This is a genomic window from Rhodococcus sp. IEGM 1330, from assembly GCF_033142445.1.
In the GTDB taxonomy this organism is placed as follows: domain Bacteria; phylum Actinomycetota; class Actinomycetes; order Mycobacteriales; family Mycobacteriaceae; genus Rhodococcoides.
In genome coordinates, this window is sequence record NZ_JAWLSB010000013.1 from 94619 (window position 1) to 111916 (window position 17298).

General features: G+C 65.7%; 14 protein-coding genes. 7 read left to right on the forward strand and 7 right to left on the reverse strand.

All coding sequences use genetic code 11. The features are described 5' to 3' along the window. Positions 1–39: 39 nt before the first annotated feature. Together leuA and R4P57_RS24325 are read right to left on the reverse strand one after the other, a co-directional pair. Complete coding sequence (gene leuA, locus R4P57_RS24320; protein ID WP_037187819.1) at positions 40–1851, reverse strand: 2-isopropylmalate synthase; 1812 nt, start codon at positions 1849–1851, stop codon at positions 40–42. A gap of 151 nt (positions 1852–2002) precedes the next feature. Beyond that, positions 2003–3679: an FUSC family protein gene (locus tag R4P57_RS24325; protein ID WP_317805437.1), complete on the reverse strand. Its 1677-nt coding sequence runs from the start codon at positions 3677–3679 to the stop codon at positions 2003–2005. A 149-nt stretch (positions 3680–3828) separates the two neighbouring features. On the opposite strand from R4P57_RS24325, the gene R4P57_RS24330 reads away from it, so the two are divergent. Next, complete coding sequence (locus R4P57_RS24330) at positions 3829–5094, forward strand: aspartate kinase (protein ID WP_032379997.1); 1266 nt, start codon at positions 3829–3831, stop codon at positions 5092–5094. A gap of 3 nt (positions 5095–5097) precedes the next feature. Continuing rightward, a complete protein-coding gene (locus R4P57_RS24335; protein ID WP_317805438.1) occupies positions 5098–6120 on the forward strand; it encodes an aspartate-semialdehyde dehydrogenase in 1023 nt (340 codons plus the stop codon). Positions 6121–6176: 56 nt separating this feature from the next. Here R4P57_RS24335 and R4P57_RS24340 read toward each other — a convergent pair whose 3' ends face one another. Next, the gene (locus R4P57_RS24340) at positions 6177–7247 is read right to left on the reverse strand and encodes a sn-glycerol-3-phosphate ABC transporter ATP-binding protein UgpC (RefSeq protein ID WP_317805439.1); all 1071 of its coding nucleotides are present in this window, start codon (positions 7245–7247) and stop codon (positions 6177–6179) included. A 116-nt stretch (positions 7248–7363) separates the two neighbouring features. On the opposite strand from R4P57_RS24340, the gene R4P57_RS24345 reads away from it, so the two are divergent. From R4P57_RS24345 to R4P57_RS24355, 3 genes are all read left to right on the forward strand, one after another. Next, positions 7364–9187 (forward strand): multicopper oxidase family protein, encoded by a 1824-nt coding sequence (locus R4P57_RS24345; RefSeq protein WP_317805440.1) that lies wholly within the window; start codon positions 7364–7366, stop codon positions 9185–9187. Between the two features lie 122 nt (positions 9188–9309). After that, the gene (locus tag R4P57_RS24350) at positions 9310–9714 is read left to right on the forward strand and encodes a DUF6855 family protein (RefSeq protein WP_317805441.1); all 405 of its coding nucleotides are present in this window, start codon (positions 9310–9312) and stop codon (positions 9712–9714) included. A gap of 47 nt (positions 9715–9761) precedes the next feature. Next, entirely contained in the window at positions 9762–11651 is a 1890-nt protein-coding gene (locus R4P57_RS24355) for an HNH endonuclease signature motif containing protein (RefSeq protein ID WP_317805442.1), read from the forward strand. 190 nt (positions 11652–11841) lie between these two features. Here the strand turns inward: R4P57_RS24355 and R4P57_RS24360 are convergent, their stop codons facing one another. Beyond that, on the reverse strand, positions 11842–12744 hold the full coding sequence (locus R4P57_RS24360; protein ID WP_317805443.1) for a polysaccharide deacetylase family protein: 903 nt from the start codon (positions 12742–12744) through the stop codon (positions 11842–11844). Positions 12745–12798: 54 nt separating this feature from the next. Beyond that, positions 12799–13365: a CGNR zinc finger domain-containing protein gene (locus tag R4P57_RS24365; protein ID WP_317805444.1), complete on the reverse strand. Its 567-nt coding sequence runs from the start codon at positions 13363–13365 to the stop codon at positions 12799–12801. 78 nt (positions 13366–13443) lie between these two features. On the opposite strand from R4P57_RS24365, the gene R4P57_RS24370 reads away from it, so the two are divergent. Next, complete coding sequence (locus R4P57_RS24370) at positions 13444–14616, forward strand: epoxide hydrolase family protein (RefSeq protein ID WP_317805445.1); 1173 nt, start codon at positions 13444–13446, stop codon at positions 14614–14616. Between the two features lie 44 nt (positions 14617–14660). Here the strand turns inward: R4P57_RS24370 and R4P57_RS24375 are convergent, their stop codons facing one another. Both R4P57_RS24375 and R4P57_RS24380 read right to left on the reverse strand, forming a co-directional pair. After that, the gene (locus R4P57_RS24375; protein ID WP_317805446.1) at positions 14661–14972 is read right to left on the reverse strand and encodes a hypothetical protein; all 312 of its coding nucleotides are present in this window, start codon (positions 14970–14972) and stop codon (positions 14661–14663) included. A 63-nt stretch (positions 14973–15035) separates the two neighbouring features. Next, complete coding sequence (locus R4P57_RS24380) at positions 15036–15770, reverse strand: LpqN/LpqT family lipoprotein (RefSeq protein ID WP_317805447.1); 735 nt, start codon at positions 15768–15770, stop codon at positions 15036–15038. Between the two features lie 153 nt (positions 15771–15923). Between R4P57_RS24380 and R4P57_RS24385 the strand changes: the two genes are divergently transcribed. After that, the gene (locus R4P57_RS24385; protein WP_317805448.1) at positions 15924–17285 is read left to right on the forward strand and encodes a neutral zinc metallopeptidase; all 1362 of its coding nucleotides are present in this window, start codon (positions 15924–15926) and stop codon (positions 17283–17285) included. Positions 17286–17298 lie beyond the last annotated feature (13 nt).

A 17298-nucleotide genomic window follows, 5' to 3' on the forward strand; every position in this document is an offset into this window, starting at 1 on the left:
GTTCGTGATGAACGGGCGGCTTTTCGTCGAGCAGAGAATCTATTTCAGCGCACGATTCACGGCCGACACCACGGCGCGCAGTGACGCGGTGGTGATCGACGTCGCGATGCCGACGCCCCAGACGGTGGTGGCGACACCGGCAGGCGAGGTGACCGAGGCCTCGACGTAGGCCGCAGCCTGTGCGTCGTCGCCTGCGGACATGGCGTGTTCGGAGTAGTCGAGGACGCTGACGTCGTAGCCGATGGTGGACAGTGCGTCGACGAACGAGGCGAGTGGACCGTTGCCGGAGCCGGAGATCTCCTGCTCCACGCCGTCGACCTTGACCGTCGCGGTGATCGTGTCGGTGCCGCCGTCGTGCTCGGCCGCGATGACCGACTGCTTGATGCGCTCGAGCGGGCGGATCGGAGTCAGGTACTCCTCGGCGAAGACGTCCCACATCTCCTTGGGCGAGACCTCGCCGCCCTCACCGTCGGTGATGCGCTGGACGGCCTGGGAGAACTCGATCTGGAGGCGACGCGGCAGGTTCAGTCCGTGATCGGACTTCATGATGTACGCGACGCCACCCTTGCCGGACTGCGAGTTGACGCGAATGACGGCCTCGTAGGTGCGACCGACGTCCTTCGGGTCGACGGGCAGGTAAGGAACCTGCCAGGTGACGTCCCCTATGTCCGAACCCTGTTCGTCCGCAGTGACTTTCATGGCATCCAGGCCCTTGTTGATGGCGTCCTGGTGGCTGCCGGAGAACGCGGTGTAGACCAGGTCGCCGCCGTAGGGGTGGCGCTCGGCCACGGGAAGTTGGTTGCAGTACTCCACTGTTCGACGGACCTCGTCGATGTTGGAGAAGTCGATCTGCGGATCGACACCGCGGGTGAACAGGTTCAACCCGAGCGTGACCAGGCAGACGTTGCCGGTGCGCTCGCCGTTGCCGAACAGGCAACCCTCGATGCGGTCCGCACCGGCCTGGTAGCCGAGTTCTGCTGCGGCAACACCGGTCCCGCGGTCGTTGTGGGGGTGCAGCGACAGCACGATGCTGTCGCGGCGGTCGAGGTTGCGGCTCATCCACTCGATCGAGTCGGCGTAGACGTTGGGAGTCGCCATCTCGACGGTGGCGGGCAGGTTCAGAATCAGCGGCTTTGCGGGCGTGGGATCGATGATCGCGGTGACCGCGTCGCACACCTCTTTGGCGTAGGCGAGTTCGGTGCCGGTGTAGGACTCGGGGGAGTACTCGTAGCGCCAGTCGGTATCGGGGAACTTGGCTGCTTCTTCGAGGACCTTGCGGGCACCGTCGGTGGCGATCTTCTTGATGACGTCACGCTCGGCCCGGAACACCACCCGTCGCTGCAGGATGGATGTCGAGTTGTAGAAGTGCACGATGACGCTGCGGGCACCCTCGCACGCGACGAAGGTGCGCTCGATCAGCTCGGGACGGCACTGCGTGAGCACCTGGATGGTGACGTCGTCGGGGATCGCGCCGTCCTCGATGATCTCGCGGACGAAATCGAAGTCGGTCTGACTGGCCGACGGGAAGCCGACCTCGATCTGCTTGTAGCCCATCCGGACCAGCAGATCGAACATGCGGCGCTTGCGGGCCGGGCTCATCGGGTCGATCAGCGCCTGGTTGCCGTCGCGCAGATCCACGGCGCACCACTGCGGCGTCCGGTCGATGATCTTGTCCGGCCACGTGCGGTCGGGGAGGGTGATGGGCTCCACTTCCTCGGCGAACGGCCGATAACGGAAGGTGGGCATCGAGGAGTTCTTCTGGGTGTTCCAGGCGGGCTGGTCGCTGGGAGCGGGCCGCGAGGGCGGGGTGATGGTGCGAGATCCCGAGGTGAATGCGTCGGCTGGTGACATGGTCTTCGTCTCTCCGTACAGATCAGAGCAATGTGTTCGACCGGCGCAACGAACCCCGCGACGGGAAGCCAGTCTGGTCTCAGACCCCGTCGCGGCTGTTAAGAAGGAGAGCTCGCAGCATGGGCTGAGTGTACTACCGCCAACCGACGGCCTACCCCAGGGTTGACGCGTCGAATTCTGCGGTCACTACGTCGAGTCGGCGCTGCCAACGTTCGATGTCATCCATTCGTCCGACGTCGGTCATCGTCCAGCAGTGCGCGAGGAGTTCGTATCCGAGGCGATCGACCTCGGCGTGCTGCGACCACACCCGATGCGTCCAGCTTCGATCGTTGTGCGCGGCCTCGGCCCCGGCCAACGCGGACCCGACGAGCTCGAACTGGACGTCGCGCCGCACGGCGAGAGCGGTCGGCGCGGCCACGTCCTCGGTCCGCAACACCGTCAGCAGATGCGCGCCGAGCGTCAGAACTCGGCCGTCGGACCACAGCAAAGTGCGACGAAATGCCCCGGGAAGCAGCAGCCACAGCGCCGCGAAGGCGAAAGCTACGCCCACCGTCGTTTCCACGATCCGGTCGACGACGATGTCCTCCAGCACAGCCCCCGGATGCGTCAGTGTGCCCATCAGCAGAGCGAGCGGAGTGATGAACGTGACGGCCAATCCGTAGTTGCGCGCCACCGATACCTCGATCGCGAACTGCAACACCATCAACACCACGATGACGGCCAGGCCGGTCAACGGCGAGAGATAGATGGCCGAGAACAACGCCACGCCGGCGAGGGTTCCGCCGAGCCGCTGCAGGCCACGGTAGGTGCCGTGCACCCGATCAGGACCCTGTTGCAGCACCAGGACGGCACCGAGGATCGCCCAGTCCGGCCGGCTCAGATCCAGCGCGACGCTGATCCCACCCGCGGCCGCTGCCGCGCAGAACACCCGCACTGCCGTGGACGCCGCATGCGAATCCCGATGCAGCGAGCGCCGCAATCGATACCCGACGCTGGGCCGAGCCAGCGGCAGCTGGTCGGACACGGAGTCGACCGCCCGATCCGGATCCGCCCGCACGGCGGTCGTCGCCGCGAACGCCCGATGGGCATCGAACAGTCTCTGAACCAGTACCGGCCTCGACGACAACCGTGCGGCACCCGCGTCGTACACGGCAGCCCAGGCCGCGTGCAGACGCGCGGCCGCCGCATGACGATCGGCGGCAGAAGCCGTCGGCGAACTCGTGTAGTTCTCGATCGCGCCCACCGCGGCTCCGACGGCCTCGCGCTCGGGTCCTCGCGGATCCCACAGCACCCCGGACATCGACACCACGAGCGCCGACGCGACGCCGATCGCCGCACAGACCGCTCCGTGAGCGGCGCTGATTCCGGCTCCGGGGATGTACGACGACACCGCGCACACCAGCACGAAGAAGAACGCCCCCGGCGGTCCCGATCGCAGCGCGGCGATGACGTAGACCGCGACGAGAGCGAGGACCGAGAGCAGGGTCACCGGGATCATCTGCGCCCATCCGGTGCTTCCCAGATCGAGCGCCATCTGCCCGGCCGTCGCCCCGAGCCACACCGAGGCCACCAGTGCGCCGCCCGCGGTCAGGACCACCCACCAACGCGAACGGTAGGGACGGCCCTCGCCGTAGATGACGGCGAAACTGCCCGAGACCACCAGCAGGGCCTCGGTATGGAACCCGAGAAGCCACGCCGCGATCGCGGGGACACCGAACGCCAGAGCCGAGCGCAATCCACCCGGCCAGCGACGGCCGACGGCGGGGAGCCCGAAGAGCACCCGCAGACCTCGCGGGGGTGGCGGTGGGCGGTGCTCGGGAACGGTCACTCGACCATGTTAGGTCAGGCGTATCCGCAGGCGAACCGCCCTAAAGTCCCAGCTCGGAGCTACCCGGCCCACTGCTCGGGGTGCCGGATCGGTAAGGTGACCCCGGAACAATCGCCCGATTGTCGGCTATCCAGCGGAGGTAAACAGGCGTGGCTCTCATCGTCCAGAAGTACGGTGGATCGTCGGTGGGAACCGCCGAACGTATCCGACGCGTCGCTGAACGAATCGTCGAGACCAAGAAGGCAGGCAACGACGTCGTCGTGGTCGTGTCGGCCATGGGCGATACCACCGACGAACTGCTCGACCTGGCCCAGCAGGTATGCCCGGCCCCGCCTGCCCGCGAGATGGACATGCTGCTCACCTCGGGTGAACGCATCTCCAATGCGTTGGTCGCGATGGCCATCCACTCGCTCGGTGCAGAGGCCCGGTCGTTCACCGGCTCACAGGCAGGCGTCGTCACCACCAGCGTGCACGGCAACGCCAAGATCATCGACGTCACCCCCGGCCGCGTCCGTAGCGCACTCGACGAGGGCTCGATCGTTCTCGTCGCCGGATTCCAGGGCGTCAGCCAGGACAGCAAAGACGTCACCACGCTCGGCCGCGGAGGTTCCGACACCACCGCCGTTGCGCTCGCCGCAGCACTGAACGCCGACGTCTGCGAGATCTACACCGACGTCGACGGCATCTTCACCGCCGATCCGCGCATCGTGCCCAACGCCCAGAAGCTCGACACCGTCTCGTTCGAGGAGATGCTCGAGATGGCCGCCTGCGGCGCGAAGGTGCTCATGCTGCGCTGCGTCGAATATGCCCGTCGCTACAACGTTCCCGTTCACGTGCGCTCGTCGTACACCACGAAACCCGGAACGATCGTCTCCGGATCTATGGAGGACATTCCAGTGGAAGAAGCAATTCTCACCGGCGTCGCACACGATCGCAGCGAGGCGAAGGTCACCGTGGTCGGCTTGCCCGACACACCGGGCTACGCAGCCAAAGTCTTTCGCGCCGTGGCGGATTCCGAGATCAACATCGACATGGTGTTGCAGAACGTGTCCAAGATCGACACCGGCAAGACCGACATCACCTTCACCTGCCCCAAGGCCGACGGCCCGACGGCAGTGGAGAAGCTCACCAAGCTCCAGGCCGAGATCGGCTTCGCGCAGGTGCTCTACGACGATCACATCGGCAAGGTCTCCCTCGTCGGTGCCGGCATGAAGAGCCACCCCGGCGTCACCGCGACGTTCTGTGAGGCCCTCGCCGACGCCGGCATCAACATCGACCTCATCAGCACCTCGGAGATCCGTATCTCGGTGCTGTGCAGCGACACTCAGCTCGACGAAGCAGTACGTGCACTGCACGCGGCCTTCGATCTGGGCGGCGACGAAGAAGCCGTCGTACACGCAGGGACAGGACGATAGAAGATGACCACAGTTGCAGTCGTAGGAGCCACCGGCCAGGTCGGTGCCGTCATGCGAACCCTGTTGGAGGAGCGCAACTTCCCCGCCGACACGGTTCGATTCTTCGCCTCCGCTCGCTCGGCGGGCAAGAAGCTGCCGTTCCGCGGCGAAGAGATCATCGTCGAGGACGCCTCCACCGCGGACCTCACCGGAATCGACATCGCACTGTTCTCGGCCGGAGCCACGCTCTCGCGTGAACAGGCACCGCGCTTCGCGGCGGCAGGTGCCACCGTCATCGACAACTCGTCGGCATTCCGCAAGGACTCCGACGTGCCGCTCGTGGTCAGCGAGGTCAACCCCGAGGCAGCGAAGAACCCGCCCCGCGGCATCATCGCCAACCCCAACTGCACCACCATGGCCGCCATGCCGGTGCTCAAGGTGCTGCACGACGAGGCAGGCCTGCAGCGACTCATCATCTCGAGCTACCAGGCGGTCTCCGGTAGCGGGCTCGCCGGCGTCGAGGAACTCGCCACTCAGGCGCGCGCCGTCATCGGTGACGTCGAAAAGCTTGTGCACGACGGTTCGTCGGTGGATTTCCCGGCCCCGAACAAGTACGTCGCGCCCATCGCCTTCAACGTCCTGCCGTTGGCCGGCGCGTTGGTCGACGACGGATCGGGCGAGACCGACGAGGACCAGAAGCTCCGCAACGAATCGCGCAAGATCCTGGGCCTGCCGGACCTGCTGGTCAGCGGAACGTGCGTGCGCGTGCCGGTGTTCACCGGTCACTCGCTGTCGATCAACGCAGAGTTCGATCGTCCGCTCTCGGTCGAACGAGCCCGCGAACTGCTGGCCTCGGCACCCGGTGTCTCACTGGTCGATGTGCCGACGCCTTTGCAAGCCGCAGGCGCGGACGACTCCTTGGTCGGCCGCATCCGTCAGGACCCGGGCGTCCCCGAGGGCCGTGGACTTGCACTGTTCGTCTCGGGCGACAACCTGCGTAAGGGCGCGGCGCTCAATACGATTCAGATCGCCGAACTGCTGGTCTGACCTCGTCGCGCGTTGTGCGTATCGGAAGGCACGCACAACGCGCGACGAGAGGGCCGTCAATTGAGGCGCAGGCCCTCGGCGGAGGCGTCGAAAATGTGCGCATGAGCGTCGTCGATGCGGACGTGGACGCGGTCACCCTTCTCGGGCGGGCTGCGCCAGTCGGCCCGCGCGACGATCGTCTCGGTGTGGCCGTTGATGTCTGCGCGGCCGAACACGAACGCCTCCGACCCGAGTTCCTCGACGACGTCGATCTCCAGAGCGATTCCGCTGCTCGAGATCTCGATGTGCTCGGGCCGGATGCCGAACATCACCTCGGTGGCGGACCCGAGAGTCTGCCGCGGTACGGGAATCACCTGATCGGCGAGGCGGACGCCGCCGTCGGTGACCGGGGCGCGGAACAGATTCATCGACGGTGAGCCCATGAACCCGGCGACGAATGCGTTGACCGGAGTCCGGTACAGCTCACGCGGTGTGGCGCACTGTTGCAGCACACCACCTTTGAGCACGGCGACGCGATCGCCCATCGTCATGGCCTCGACCTGATCGTGGGTGACGTAGACGGTCGTCGTGCCGAGCCGGCGCTGCAACTGAGCGATCTGCGTCCGGGTCTGAACACGAAGCTTCGCGTCGAGGTTGGACAGCGGCTCGTCCATCAGGAACACCTGCGGTTGCCGGACTATGGCGCGCCCCATGGCAACTCGTTGACGTTGGCCGCCCGAGAGCGCCTTCGGCTTGCGATCCAGGTACGGCTCGAGGTCGAGCAACTTCGCGGCCTCCTCGACGCGAGTGCGAATGTCCTCCTTGTTCGCCTTCGCCAGCTTGAGGGCGAACCCCATGTTCTCGGCGACGGTCATGTGCGGGTACAGCGCGTAATTCTGGAACACCATCGCGATGTCGCGATCCTTGGGCTCGGAGTGGGTGACGTCCTTGCCGCCGATGAGGATGCGACCGGAATTGACCTCTTCTAGCCCCGCGAGCATCCGCAGCGACGTCGACTTGCCGCAGCCGGAGGGGCCGACCAGAACGAGGAACTCGCCGTCCTCGATGTGCAGGTCGAGCTCGTCCACCGCGGGGGCGTCGGAGCCCGGAAACAGCCTGGTGGTGCGCTCGAAAGTAATCGTTGCCATGACAAATAGATCCCTCCACCGGCAGGAACGTGCCGGACGATCCGAGTGTGGGGTGACGGCGGGAGCCGACGGGCACATAGTATGGCCCCAATCACAACAAGGAGAGAGGTGGCTCGGTGAGCGGAGCTGTGTCCAGACGAACCGCCCTGCGTGGGCTCGCCGTCGCCGCAGTAGCCGCTGGTGCCGCTGCACTCCCGGTGGCGTCGACGACGCGCCGCGCGATGGCCGACGACTTCCTCCGCGGCCAGAGCCCCCTGCTGTTCCACTCACCGCCGCTGACGCCGTTCCGGGACGAGCTGCCGCGGCTGCCGCTGATCAGCGGTACGGAACTGACGTTGGACGCGCACAGCTCCATGCATTCTTTCCACGCCGATCTGCGCCCCGGGCCCACCTTCGGATACGGCCAGTGCGATTACCTCGGGCCGACCATCGAGTCGCAGACCGGCCAGCCATGGACATTGAAGTACTCCAACAGCACCGCAGGGAACCCGCTCGCCGCCGACATCGACACCTCGCTGCATGGCATGAGCGAGATGGACCGCACAATGACGCCGACGTCACTGCACCTGCACGGCAGCATCACCGAACCGGCGAGCGACGGGCACTCCGAGATGCTGGTGCGCCCGGGTGAGTCGATGACGCACAACTTCCCGGGACTCAACGACGCCGCGGGACTCTGGTACCACGATCACGCGATGTCGATGACGCGCATCAACGTCTATGCAGGCCTGGTCGGCATGAACCTGGTTCGTGATCGGTGGGACACCGGCACTTCCGACAATGCGCTGGGTCTGCCCTCGGGTGAGTTCGAGCTGCCGCTGGTGCTGCAGGAAAAGATCATGAATCCCGACGGCAGCATGAGCATCCGCTCCAACATCACCGTGCCGCAGGGTAAATGGGAAGGCGGCGGCACCGGAGACGTGGGCGTCGTCAACGGCAAGATCTGGCCGACGATGGAAGTCGCCCGGGGGATGTACCGACTGCGAGTCGTCAACGCCGGCTCGTACAGCGTGTGGAACTTGTTCTTCACCAACAGACTTCGCTTCTGGGTCATCGGGAACGACGGTGGATTGCTCGACGCCCCGGTGGAAGCCACCAGCATTCGGCTCGCGCCTGCCGAGCGGGCCGACATCCTCGTCGACTTCGGTGCCGTCGAGGCGGGCGCCCTCGTCGAGCTACTCAACGACGAGCCGCCGCCAGCTCAGGCTGCATCGCTCGGCGCGGTGCCGATGCCGCTCTTCTGTCAGTTCCGCGTCGCGTCGCCAGCGGGCTTCCGGGGCGGCATGCCGACGCTGCTGCGCGGCGGCAAGGGTCAGCCGGAGCTGTTGCCGCCGTTGCCGACTGCGACCTTCACGCGAACGGTCACCGTCAATCAGCCGTCCGGTGGGCTCAACCTGGAGATGACGCTGATGAACCTGAACAACCTGAGGTACTCGGACCCGGACATCGAGATGCCCAAGCAGGGCACCGTGGAGATGTGGAACATCGTCAACACGACGGTGGAGCCGCACCCTATTCACCTGCACCTGGCGCACTTTCGGACGCTGGGACGCATTCCGATCGACCTCGCCGCCTACCAACGCGACTTCCCCAGGCCCACATTCGGTACCAGATGGGCTCCGCCGGTGGAGAAGTTCCTCACCGGTCCGTCGGTGCCGCCGGCGGCGTGGGAAGCCGGCTGGAAAGACACCGTCAACACCTACCCGGGCACCGTCACACAGATCCTCGTTCGATTCCCGATGGCCGACGAACTCGGATTCGACCCCGATGCCACCTTCGCCGGTCCGGCTGCGCACCACGGCGGCGAGCACGGGGGCCATGACATGGGTGGAGGCGACACGGGTGGGTCGAGCGAGCTGCAGGGATACATGTGGCACTGCCACATGCTCGATCACGAGGACCACGAAATGATGTTGCGGTACCGCACCGTCGCTCCGTGACAGAAACCTGTCGGTGGGTGGCAAGTGCTGTCGGAGGGCGGGGAACTGGTTGCGTTCAGCGGTCGACCGGCCCACACTGACCCTGCCGTGCGGCGCACTCGACAACGGAACGGACCCAGTCCATGACCAGCAGCGGAACCACATCCGACCCCTGGACTCTCACCACCGCCCCCGGCACGTCGACGTACACCATGTATCGCGATCCCGACCACGAGCCACCCGCCCTCGTATGCCAGGTGGGCTCGACGACACTGAGGTATCGCATCGAGGCAGTCGAGGACTTGCACGGCTGGCTCACCGCTCGGGCCGAGTGGGTGCTGCTCGGTGCCGCGGACGAGAAGAAGCCGGCTGCCCCTGACACGGTCGAAGCGTGGGGGCGCTCGCCCGACAACCCAGTCGGCGGCTGGTACGGGCTCAGGAACGGATACCGCGGCCGGTTCGGGATGTACCTGCCGCTACTTCTCGAAGAGCTCGGCCTCGCCGAGCTCACCCACAATGCCCGCAACAACAGCATGCGTGCGTTGTAGAAAAGTCATCGAGAAACCTGTCGGTGGGTGGGTATAGCTTTCGTGGGGTGAAGACATGGGGGGATGTGTTCGGGCTCGGGGACCAGGACTTGGTCTCCGCGCTCGCTGAGGTGTCCTCCCACGAAAGTACCGTCGCCGCAGCCAAATACACGATGCGGGCGGAGATCGAACGACGTGGTCTGGCCATGAAACTCGGGCACTCGTCGGTCACCCGCTGGTACGCGCGATCGGTGCGCATCACCGACGGGTCCGCTGCCCGTCAGATGGAGCTGGGGCAGTGGCTCACCGACCGGCCCACTGTGCTCGACGCCCTCGCCGGTGGTGAGATCCATGCTGCGCACGCGTCGGCGATCGCCGAGGGTTACAGCAGCGTCCTGGTGGCCGACCGGACGCTGGACGAGGATCGCCGCGAGGCTGTGGTCGCCGAATTGCTCGATACTGCCCGTCGTAGCACTGCCGGTGGGGTCAGCTCTCGTGCGCAGGCGCTGGCGCATTCGGCGGCCGATGACGCCCGGGCCAGACACGATAAGGCGGAGAACCAGCGACGCGAGCAGGTGCGGGACCAGGCCCGGAGGGCCACCGAACGTGCCGGTACCGGGGATACGGATGCCGATAATTCCGGTGCTGGTGGTTCAGGTGCAGGTGGTGCCGGAGCGGGTGGTTCGGATGTCGGTGGCGCGGCGGGTGCCGGCAATACCGGTGCGGGTGGTGGTGGTGTTGGAGCGGGCGGTGCGGGTGACGCGGATGGCGGTGCTAGTTCTGGCGGTGGATCGGATGCCGGCGATCCACCGCCGTCGGGACCGCGGCCGGTACCGGTGTCGGAGAACTCGGATCTCAATCGATTCGATCTGCACCCACTCGCCAACGGTCGCTTCCAATTCGGCGGCAATGTCGATCGGTTGCTGGCCGAGAAGATGCTCACCGCGTTGTCTCCGTTGACGGCTCCGCGGCCCGGACCGGGCGGTGAACGTGACGCTCGCAGTCCGTCGAAGCGTCGCGCCGATGCACTCGATCTGATTCTCGACCGACACCTCCGCCGCGGCGGCACCGGCTCAGCGGGCGGATCGAGAGCGTCCGTACATCTGATCGTGCCATTGCGAGACTTGCTCGCACACGGAACTGAACCGCAATCCAGTAGTGCTACAACAGGTTTGACGGGAATAGATGCGTCGAGCAGCGATGCGGCCGATCGTCCCCGGCCCGATGATGCCGCACGCCATGATGGTGTCGCACGCCATGATGGTGCCGAGCGCCGAGACGATGCCGCACGCCACCACGATGCAGGCCGGGACGATGCCGCACGTTGCGTCGATGCGGGCCGAGGCCGGGCTGAGTCGGGTGGTTCCCGGTTCGGCGGTGCCCGCAGCCACGGAAGTCAACCCACCGGTGAGCGTCACGACAGCGGCCGCGGCGCTGACGTCGACGCCGGCAGGGCCGCAGCATCGGCCGCCGGTGGCGACAGTGCTGGCACAGAGCAGAAGTCGATGCCCGGGCCGGGTGATGTCGACTGGCCGTTCAACTTCGACTGGACCGGGCCGATGAGCCGCTACCTCGCCGAACTTCTCACCTGCGACGCCGACCTGACCCCCGTCATCGTCGACCACTACGGCGTCCCCCTCGCGCTCGGTCGCACCACCAGACTCGCCAGCGACGACCAACGCATCGCCCTCACCATCCGCGACAGATGCTGCGTGATGTGCGGTCGCCCCGCGCAGTGGTGCCAGGCCCACCATGTGAAGTTCTGGGAGCACGGCGGCGCAACCGATTTGAACAACCTCGCGCTGGTCTGCGGAGAATGCCACCGCCTCGTCCACCACGGCGACTGGCAACTGATCATGGGCGACGACGGACACCCCTACGCCATCCCACCCGAATCCATCGACCCCATGAGACAACCCATCCCCAGCTACCACCGACGAAAACGTCGCGCAGCCTGAGTGCAAATCAGCTGCGAATTACGCCGCCGGACTTCGGGCGGCAAGCCGCTGCTCGATACACGACCGGCCATCACGGTCGCTCTTCGCTCGGTCGCACAGCCTGCTGCCCGCTGACCGAGCAACGTCGTGACTCTTTCGGCGGTTCGCGGCCCTGCCCCCTGGGGCTGGAGTGGTCGTCGGTCGTTGGTCCTCACCGGTCGCCACGAGCGGGGGCTGGGGGCACCAGCTCTCGGTAGTGCGTCGCGATCTCGCCCGGGGTGGTGAACCAGACGCCGTCGCTGTTGTCGGTCATGTGCTTCAGCGCCGCGCGGAACCGTCGAAGTCGGTAGGGCTGTCCGGTGAGGAAGGTGTGCAGCGAGATCGCGAGCACCACGGGTTGGTGCTCCGAGTTCTCCTTCAGCTCGTCGAAACTGTCGATTATGTTGCGCTCGAACGTTGTTGCGGTCTGGTGATGGTGAACGAACACCGGAAGATCGTTGATCTCGTGCGGGTACGGGATGCTGAGCAACGGGCCGCCCCGGGTGTCGAGCCACACGGGCTGATCGTCGATGGGCCAATCCAGCGTGTACTCGTAGCCGCGTTCGGCGAGTAGGTCCTCGGTCACGCGGCTGGGGTCGGCACCGGGGCTCATCCATCCGCGAGGTGGCCTTCCTTCGTGACGCTCGATGGCGGAGGTGACCTCATCGATCGAGCGGCGCTCCGCGTCCTCGGCCAGGTCGTTCGGTTGAACGGCATTGGTTCGGCCGTGCGCAACGACCTCCGCACCCACACCGCGGAAGGCGTCGACCAGTTGCGGGGCATGCTCGTACACCTCGGTGTTGACGAGCAGTGTCGGTCGAATCCCGCTCTTGTGCATCGCTTCTGCGATGCGGAAGCCGCCTACGCGGTTGCCGTACTCACGCCAGCCCCAGTTGTAGGTATCGGGCTGATCCATCGCGGGCGTGTATCCCAGGCCGGGTTCGCCGTCGTCGTACGGAAAGTGCTCGCAGTTGACGGCGACGTACACCGCGAGGCGCGCGCCACCCGGCCAGTCGAATTGCGGCCGGTCGACGATGGGGGAGTAGTCGAAGCGTCCATGCGAGGCGAGAGGCATGGCAGCAGAGTTGCCCGCGGCTTGTCGGCGCAAACTGCTGCGCGGTCGATCGACTCACTCGGAAATACGACGCTGATTGGCCACGAATCGCGCCTTCTTCTGACGGTTCCCGCACGTATTCATGTCGCACCATTTCCGGCTGCGGCTCTGACTGGTATCGAAGAACGCGGCCCGGCAGCTGGGCGATGCGCACAGCGCCAACTTTCCGTCCCGCTCGCCGGAGATGATGCTGATGGCGTCAGCAGCGATGACTCCCAGGGCATCTTCGACGGCTGACTCCGCGCCCAACCGCCACCGTCTCTTGCCCTCGGGTGTCAGGACTGCCGACGCGTGGCCCCGAATGCTGTGGTCGTTGACGACCTGGATGGCCGACGTGGGTAGAGCCTCGTGGCCCGCTGCCGCCGTCGCGGCGAGGTGTATCGCTTCTCGTAGTTCTCGAGCCAGATCCAGTTGGGTCGCGGTGCAGTTCTCCACGGCGAGTCCGTTCAGTGCCAACCAGTCGAGGAATCGATGTGGCACCGGGATTCGTTCCACCGCGTCGCCGCGTCGCTCGGTCAGTGTCCCGGTGAACGCGGTGGACAGCACGCTACCGAGGCGGAAGTAGGGGAAGTCTGCAGCCATGGAACCAGCTTAGCCGGTTGCGCTCAGACGGCGACTAGATGTAGAACTGGCTTAGCTGGTTCCAAGGAGGAGAAGCCCATGACGACACTCAGCAACTTCGACGTGCAACCGTTCGAGTCCCGCGCGTCCGACATCGACCTCGACGATCTACGCGCGCGATTGGAGGCTGCACGCCTCCCGGAAGCGGAGACGGTGTCGTCCGGCGCGGGCCGATGGGAACAAGGTGTTCCGCTGGCCGACCTCGTCGAGACCGTCGACTATTGGCGTACCGAGTACGACTGGCGACTGTTCGAGGGACGAATCGATCGAGTCGGTCAGTGGCGTACGACGATCGACGGCGTCGGTATTCACTTTCTGCACCGACGATCCGCACGCGCAGATGCCACCCCGCTGATCGTGACCCATGGCTGGCCGGGCAGTTGCGTCGAGTTCGTTGATATCGCGGACGAGTTGGCGAATCCCCGCGATGCCGACGCGCCGGCGTTCCACGTGGTGATCCCGTCACTGCCCGGCTTCGGTTACAGCGACAAGCCGGCCATGACCGGGTGGGGAACCGAAAAGATCGCCGCCGCGTGGGTTCAGCTGATGGAGCGCCTCGGATACCCCAGATTTCTCGCTCACGGAGGTGACTGGGGAGGGGTGATCACCACGATCCTCGGTGGCAGATTCCCAGAGCATGTCATCGGAATCCACACGACTCTCGCGCAGGCACCACCGGGGATGACGACGGAAGTGCTCACTCCCGACGAGCGCAGGTGGACCGAGGACACCGAAAATTTCCGGCGACACCACTGCGCGTATGCGAAGCAACAGGCAACCAGGCCGCAGACCATCGGATACTCGCTCGTCGACTCCCCGGTGGGGCTGCTCGCCTGGATTCTCGACAAGTTCGCCGAATGGACGGACACCGAAGACAGTCCGTTCGAGACGATCTCCAGGGACACCATCCTCGACAACGTCACCCTGTATTGGCTCACGCGCAGCGGTGCATCGTCGGCTCGGATCTACTACGAGAGCCACAACTCGCTCGATCCGGACCTGCGGGTCGACGTTCCGGCAGCGATCACGACGTATCCCCGCGACATCGAGAAGAATCCTCGCGCCTGGGCTCAGCACCGCTTTCGGCAGATCGTCCGATGGAGGGCACCGGCGTCAGGGGGACATTTTCCGTCGCTGGAAGATCCCGACCATTTCGTCAGGGATCTGCAAGAGGGCTTCGCGGCTGTACTTTCGGCCGCGGGTAGTCGATGAAACCGATTACGATGCAATAATATTCGGCAGAGTGGATGACCGTGTCAGGGCAGGCGACGCGCCTGCGCTCGGGCGAAGTCCTCCGGGTGGTTTTTCTTCTGGTGCGAACGGACGGGGGAGAGCAGCAGCCAGAACGCGAAGAAGCACCCGGCGCGGATGATCACCCACACGAACCACACCGGCCAGACGGCCAGTAGTCCAACCTGGGTCAACTGCTTCAGCCCCGCCGGACAGTTGTTCGCGAGCGCCAGCCAACGCAGCAGGCTCAGCTTGCGGAGAAAGCGTTTCGGCTCGGAGTACGGCTCGTCGGGGCCGATGCTCAAGGGAGACACAGAGCCCTGTTCAGACACGGACATGGGGCAAACCCGTCTCACGGTGATCGGAGCACCGACGCTCCGATCACCCTGCTCGGCAACAGTTTACGGCGTGATGACGGTTTGTTCGTCGACGACGGTGGTGGCGTCGACCAGCAGATCGAATTGGTCGACGCTACCGTCGACGTTGATCTGCAGGATGTAGTATCCGTCCTGCCCTGTGATGATCGTCGTCTTCTGCGCCGATACCAGTTCCTCTCCCGTCTCTTCGTCCGTGTAAGTGCCGGCGATCTGGTAGGCGGGGAAGCCCGACAGCGTCGAGACAGCGCCCTCTCCGGACGCGGTGAATCCGGGCAGGTTCATCAATTCGCCTGGGGCGTAGTCGATGATGGCCTGCGGATCGACGTCGCCGTCGAGCTTGGAGACGATGGCGATCATGCTCGGCGTGCGCTCGTCGGCGGCGACCTCGGGGTAGATGATCGCTCCGTACGCCCAGTCGGGGGTCTGCTCGGCCGCGTCCACCCAGCCGTCCGGTATGGCCAGGTTGATGGTGGGCGCGGTGAGATCATCACGGGTGACGGGGATTTCGGTCAGGCCGGCGTCGACGATGTAGTCGGCGATGGTGGGGTTGGGCCCGGTGGGTGCCTCGGTGGTGGTGGCTGGTGCCAGCTTCTTGACCGTCGTGGTCGCGGCGGCCTCTGTCGTCGTCGTGGTCGTTGCGGCTGCCGAGGTGGTGGCCGTCGCTGTGTCGGAGTCACCGCTGCATCCGGCGGCGGTGAACGCGAGAATCGCCACGGCCGCGCATGCGGCCCCGCGAACACCAATAGTAGAGATTGTCATCGGTCCTCTTTCGTCTGTTCCGATACAGCATTCATGTGGCTACAGCAGGGGTTGAACCGACCGGATCGTAGAACCGCGACATTGGAAATGGATTGGAAAGTGGTGCGCACCGTCCAATCGATTTCCAATCCTCACTGGTTAGCGTCTGCAGTCATGAGGTCAGCAGTGAAGGCGTTCGCGGTGGTCGGGGTGGTTGCGTTGGCATTGTCCGCATGTGGCACTCCAGCGCAATCCGACAGCAGCACAACGGAATCGACACCCCAGGCGGTCGCGGCAGACGGGCCCGCAACGGAGGGGATCGTGGGTGATGCGTCCGATCCGGTGAACGAGATCGCCGCCGCGGCGATCGATGATCTGCAGTCGTACTGGGCCGAACAGTTTCCCGCGGTCTACGGGAGCGAATACACGCCCGTCAGTGGCGGCTTCTACGCGGTGGTGCCGTCGTCCGGTGACGTGCCGCCGTGCGCGTCGTCGGCTGATGACATCGCGGGCAATGCGTTCTATTGTCCAGGTGCGGACGTAGTGGCCTGGGACAGTGAGGGATTGCTTCCTGACCTCCGACAACGGTTCGGCGACTTCGTGATTCCCGTCGTGATGGCGCACGAGTGGGGGCATGCCATCCAGGCGCGTGTGAACTTCGAGGGCATGACGGTCACCAGTGAGATCCAGGCGGACTGCTTCGCCGGGGCGTGGGCGGCGCACGCAGTGTCCGACGGTACCGTGTTCGATCCGTCCCAGGCCGAACTCGACAGTGCGCTGGCCGGTTTCCTGTATCTACGTGATGAGCCGGGCAGTTCCGCCGAGAGCGACTCCGCGCACGGCAGCGGCTTCGATCGCGTCAGTTCGTTCCAGACCGGGTTCGACGGCGGCCCGGTGGAGTGCGCGCCGTACGTCGACGGTTCGCCTCCCGTCCTGCAGTTGCCGTTCACCAGCCAGTCCGACGCGGACCGCGGCGGCGACGCTCCGCTCGCGCAGATCATCGACGGCGTTCCGAAAGACCTCGAGGATTACTGGAGTCTGCTCTTTCCGGAGTTGACCGGCAGGCCGTGGCAGCCGTTGAATCCGGTGATCGCGTTCGACCCGTCCGACGCTCCCGATTGCGGCGGCCGATCCGCGACCGGCTACGTGCTGTTCTACTGCGTGCCCGACGACTACGTGGGGTTCGATGCCGTCGACGCGATGCCGCGGTTCTACGAGCAGGGTGGGGATTTTGCGGTCGCTGCGCTCATCGCGACGCAGTACGGGTTGGCGGGGATGGCGCGGGCAGGCATCGACGCCGACGACCAGGGTGCGTCCCTACAGGGCGACTGTTTCGCCGGGAGTTGGGCGGCGAGCGTACTGCTGCAGAACCGTCCTACCAGTGGATACACCCTCTCGCCGGGCGATCTCGACGAGGCGATCGCAGCGTTGCTGCTCTTCCGCGGCGACGGTGACGAGTCCCGCCAGGGCAGCGGGTTCCTGCGGGTGGAGGCGTTCCGGCACGGAGTGATGGACGGGGCGCAGGCCTGCATCTAGCGATCCGCGGGCA

Excerpts from the sequence above, each read along its gene's own strand:
- R4P57_RS24340 (WP_317805439.1), bottom strand. The coding sequence starts at position 7,247 with ATGGCAACGATTACTTTCGAGCGCACCACCAGGCTGTTTCCGGGCTCC.
- R4P57_RS24360 (WP_317805443.1), bottom strand. The coding sequence starts at position 12,744 with ATGCCTCTCGCCTCGCATGGACGCTTCGACTACTCCCCCATCGTCGAC.
- R4P57_RS24380 (WP_317805447.1), bottom strand. The coding sequence starts at position 15,770 with ATGACAATCTCTACTATTGGTGTTCGCGGGGCCGCATGCGCGGCCGTG.
- R4P57_RS24365 (WP_317805444.1), bottom strand. The coding sequence starts at position 13,365 with ATGGCTGCAGACTTCCCCTACTTCCGCCTCGGTAGCGTGCTGTCCACC.
- R4P57_RS24350 (WP_317805441.1), top strand. The coding sequence starts at position 9,310 with ATGACCAGCAGCGGAACCACATCCGACCCCTGGACTCTCACCACCGCC.
- R4P57_RS24335 (WP_317805438.1), top strand. The coding sequence starts at position 5,098 with ATGACCACAGTTGCAGTCGTAGGAGCCACCGGCCAGGTCGGTGCCGTC.
- R4P57_RS24385 (WP_317805448.1), top strand. The coding sequence starts at position 15,924 with ATGAGGTCAGCAGTGAAGGCGTTCGCGGTGGTCGGGGTGGTTGCGTTG.
- R4P57_RS24370 (WP_317805445.1), top strand. The coding sequence starts at position 13,444 with ATGACGACACTCAGCAACTTCGACGTGCAACCGTTCGAGTCCCGCGCG.
- leuA (WP_037187819.1), bottom strand. The coding sequence starts at position 1,851 with ATGTCACCAGCCGACGCATTCACCTCGGGATCTCGCACCATCACCCCG.
- R4P57_RS24375 (WP_317805446.1), bottom strand. The coding sequence starts at position 14,972 with ATGTCCGTGTCTGAACAGGGCTCTGTGTCTCCCTTGAGCATCGGCCCC.